The 4474-nt window shown below is 64.6% G+C and carries 3 protein-coding genes; all 3 read right to left on the bottom strand.

Features of this window, described 5'->3' with window-relative positions; translation table 11 throughout:
* The coding region (locus UP09_RS18600; RefSeq protein ID WP_044539230.1) for a chemotaxis protein CheW at positions 1–453 on the bottom strand (453 nt) is incomplete at its 3' end.
* A 12-nt stretch (positions 454–465) separates the two neighbouring features.
* A complete protein-coding gene (locus UP09_RS18595) occupies positions 466–3198 on the bottom strand; it encodes a hybrid sensor histidine kinase/response regulator (protein ID WP_044539722.1) in 2733 nt (910 codons plus the stop codon).
* A gap of 409 nt (positions 3199–3607) precedes the next feature.
* Positions 3608–4474: flagellin (locus UP09_RS18590; protein WP_044539721.1), on the bottom strand; the 867-nt coding region annotated here is incomplete at its 5' end.

Here is a 4474-nt window from a genome sequence, read left to right as displayed (position 1 = left end):
GGGCATCAATTCGAGTACGCGATCGACGTCGAGGACGACCATGAGCTGGCCATCGAGGCGGTGGACCCCGCCGGCGAGCTTGGCCATGCGGGGATCGAGGTTGACGGGGTTTTCCTCGCAGCCGTCGTCGGGCAGCCGCAGCACCTCGCCGATCTGGTCGATCAGGAGGCCATAGGATTCCCCGCGCAGGTCGACACCGACCGCCATCGGCGGCTTGCCGTCATCGGCCTTCGGCAGCCCCAGGCGAGCGCGCATGTCGACCACGGTGACGATGCGGCCGCGCAGATTGAGCACACCGGCGATCTCCGCTGACGACAGCGGCACCCGCGTCAGCCGCTCCGGCATGAACACGTCCTGCACCCGCGAGATCGGCAGCCCGAACAGCTGCCCGCCGATCACGGCGGTGACGTATTCGACCATGGCGCCTTCGCTTGTCTCGGTCTTGCTGGTCATCATGACAGTTCCTTAAGCCGCCCGGCGCAGTTCGGCGGTCTGTTCCTTCAGCGCCGCGATCAGGCCGGGACGGTCGAACTTGGCGACATAATCGTGGAAGCCGGCCTGCCGGCCGCGCTCGATCGCCGCCGGCGACACCATCGCCGACAGTGCGATGATCGGCAGCCCGGTCAGATTGTTGTCGGAACGAATGCTCTCGGCGAACTCGAAGCCGTTCATCTCGGGCATCTCGATGTCGGTCAGCACGACGTCGAAGGCCTGCCCCGAACGCAACACGGCAAGCCCCTCCTGCGCGTTCGGCGCGGTCCGCACCTTGTAACCGGCAGCCTTCAGCACCGGCGCCAGCATGTTGCGGAAGAAGGCACTGTCATCGACCAGCAGCACGGATTGCGAGCTTGCCGAGGGGCGCATCTCCTTGCGCGAGAACCAGTCGGCAAACGCCATCGGCAGGAAGTGGCCGACGTCGATCACCTCGGTGGCCTGGCCCTTGATCACGGCCGAGCCGAGGATGCCCTCCTGCGAGCCGGCGACCTCGATGTTGAGCCGCTCCTCGACGATGTCGATGATCTCGTCGACCACCAGCCCCATCGAGCGGCCGTCGTCGGCGAACACCAGGATCGGCTGGGCGCCTTGCGTCTGCACATTGACGCCGGCCATCTGCACCAGCGGCATCAGCTGCTCGCGGTACTGCACCATGTAGCGGCCGTTCGAGAGCTCGATCTTGTCGGTTGCGATCTCCTCCAGCCGGGTGACGAGGCCGAGCGGCACCGCCTTGGGCTGGCTGGAGCCGGCACGGAACACCAGCAGCGAGGTCAGTTGCTCGCCGGACGAGGCATGGGCCGAAGCACTGTCGTCGGCCATGTCATGGGCCGAGGAGCCGGAGGCGCCGAGCGCCTTGGCGATGCCGTTGGGGTCGATGATCATGATCACGGCGCCATCGCCCAGGATGGTGTTGCCGGAGAACATGTCGATGTGGCGCAGCTTCGTGGACATCGGCTTGACCACGATCTCCTCGGTGTGGAACACGCCGTCGACCACGATGCCAAAGGTCTGGCTGCCGACCTGCGTCACCACGATGAAGCCGTTCTCGGGATCGGAGGTCGCGCCGTCGTCGATCTTCAAGAGCTTCTTGAGGTGGATCAGCGGCAACAGCTTGTTGCGCAGCCGCAGGACCGCCGTGTCCTTGATCCGCTCGATGCGGTGCTCGGAGTTGGCCCGCGCCCGCACCAGCTCGACCACGGCCAATTGGGGGATCGCAAAGCGATCACCGCCGGCTTCCACGATCAGGGCCGAGACGATCGCCAGCGTCAGCGGGATCTTGATGGTGACGGAGGCGCCCTCGCCGGCCACGCTCTTGATGTCGATGGTGCCGCCGATCTGGTCGATATTGGTGCGCACCACGTCCATGCCGACGCCGCGGCCGGAGACCGAGGTGATGGCGGCTGCGGTCGAGAAGCCCGGCGCGAAGATGAACTTGTGGATCTGCGCTTCGGTCATCTTGTCCAGTTCAGCCTCGGTGACGAGACCGTTCTGGACTGCCTTGGCCTTGATCCGCTCGGTGTTGAGCCCGCGGCCATTGTCGGCGATGCAGATGATGATGTGGCCGCCCTCGTGATAGGCAGAGAGCCTGATGGTGCCCTGCTCGCCCTTGCCGGCGGCGACCCGCTCGGCCGTGGTCTCCAGGCCATGGTCGGCGGAGTTGCGCACCATGTGCGTCAACGGATCCTTGATCAGGTCGAGCACCTGGCGGTCGAGCTCGGTGTCGGCGCCGTGCATCTCCAGCTCGATCTGCTTGCCGAGTTCGCCGGAGAGATCGCGGACGATGCGGGGCAGCTTCTGCCAGGCGTTACCAATCGGCTGCATCCGCGTCTTCATGACGCCCTCCTGCAGCTCGGCGGTGACGTTCGACAGCCGCTGCAGCGGCACCTTGAACTCGGTGTCCTCGTTGCGCCTTGATATCTCCAGCAGCTGGTTGCGGGTCAGGACCAGCTCGGAGACCATGGTCATGAGGTGCTCGAGGGTGTCGACGTTGACCCGGATCGACTGGTTGGCGATCTTGTCGCCTTCCGGGACGTCGCCCTCGGCGGCAGCCGCCTTGCGGGCCGGCTTCTTCGCGACCTCGGCGGGCTCCGCTGCGGCAACCGCAGCAACCACGGGCGCTGCGGGTTTGGCAACAGGCGCGGGCGCGACCACTTCGGGCGCGGTCTCGCGGAAGGCGCGTTCGAGTTCGTCGAGCGAGACCTCGCCGGGGCGCAACGGGCGCTCCAGGGTCTGCACCACCAGCGTGCCTTCGGGCATCGCCGGTTGCACCGGAGGTGCGGCGACAACAGGAGTTTCTTCAGCAGCTGCAGCAGCAGCCATAGCGGCCATGCCGCGCTCAACCATGGCTTCCAATTGATCGATCAGATCGCGGTCGTCGCCTTCAGGCTCGGCCTCGGTGGCCTCGAGCCCTGCCAAAATCTCCTTGATGCGGTCGATCGAGGACAGGATCAGCGTCACGGCCTCAGCCTTGACCGGCATGCCGTCGCGGAATTTGCCCATCAGGGTCTCGCCGGCATGCGCCAGCGCTTCCAGCCGCGGCAGGCCGAGGAAGCCGCAGGTCCCCTTGATGGTGTGGACCAGGCGGAAGATATTATCGAGAATCTTCGCGTTGTTGGGGTCCTGCTCGAACCGAACCAACTGGTTGTCGACCGTGTCGAGGCTCTCGGTGCACTCCGTCAGGAACTCACGCAACAGGTCGTCCATCGGAATCGGCCCCCTCAAAGTGCTACGGAACGATCGGCTCCTACCGATAACTCCGCCGGCTTCACGGCGACGTTAATTTCGCAGTCCGTGCAAATACGGACGATGAGGCGTTTCAAATAGTTGAACGAAGCATCGCAGTGTAGCCGCCAATCTCGAAAGAACAGGCACTTACCGACGGCATGGATAAATCTGTGTCGGATGCATCGTCGCGGTTTGAATCAAATCGCAGCAGACGGCCGTTAAGCTTGGTAGAGGCACGCGATCTCGCGGCACCAAGCGCTTAGCACGACAGCGTGATTGCGGCCTGCAACTCCTGATTGAGATACTCGGGTCACCTGACGACAGGCAAAAGCAAAGGCGGCGGAGTTTCCTCCGCCGCCCCGATATTCGATGTCTGTTGCAGCTATCCTTAGCGGAGCAGCTGGAGAACGCTCTGCTGCGACTGGTTGGCCAGAGCCAGCGCAGACACCGCGATCGACTGGCGGGTCGACAGCGCCTGGCTGTTGGCCGCTTCCTCGTTGGTGTCGGCCAGCGTCAGGTTGGACGAGCCGGTCTGCAACACGTTGATCAGGTTCTTGTTGAAGTCCTGACGGATCTGCACGACCGAGAGGTTCGAACCGAGCGACGACGCTTCCGAGCGGAGCGTGTCGGAGGCCGAGCCGAGCTTGGCAACGATGGCGTTTGCCGAGGTGCTGTCCAGGAAGTCGGTGCCAGCAGTCAGCGAACCGAGACCGAGGCCGCCTGCGTTGAAGGTCACGCCCGAGATGTTGAGGGTGGACTTGCCGGTTTCATTGAACGTCAGCTTCAGATTGTCGCCGTTCAGCAGGTTGACGCCGTTGAAGGACGAATCCTGGGCGGTCGTCGTAATCTGCTGGATGATGACGTTGTACTGGCTGACGAGGTTGCCGCGAGTCGACTGCGAGGTCGGATCGGCAACGGCAGCGTTGACCGTGCCGACCGTTGCAGCCGTCGTGCCCGAGATGTCGACGCCTTCACCGGTCGGGGCAGCGCCCGTCTTGGTGATCGTCTGGCTGGCGGCATCGTTGGTGGAGGTGAAGGTCACCGTGTCGGCGGTCGCGGAGACCGACGCCGAGACGGCAACGCCGTTCGAAGACAGCACGCTGTTGAGCTGATCGAGCGTCTTGACGGTCGCGGTGCCCGCACCGGTCGCGAAGCTCGAACCGATTGTGACCGCGAGCGAGCCGGTAGCCGTCTTGAAGGTGATGACCGAACCGCCGAGCTTGCCGGCGTTGAGGTCGGTGGCCACCGTGGTGCC

Origin of the sequence: Bradyrhizobium sp. LTSP885, assembly GCF_000938305.1 — a bacterium.
In the GTDB taxonomy this organism is placed as follows: domain Bacteria; phylum Pseudomonadota; class Alphaproteobacteria; order Rhizobiales; family Xanthobacteraceae; genus Bradyrhizobium.
Note: the sequence above shows the minus strand (reverse complement) of the source record. Positions and strands in the feature narration are given on the sequence as shown.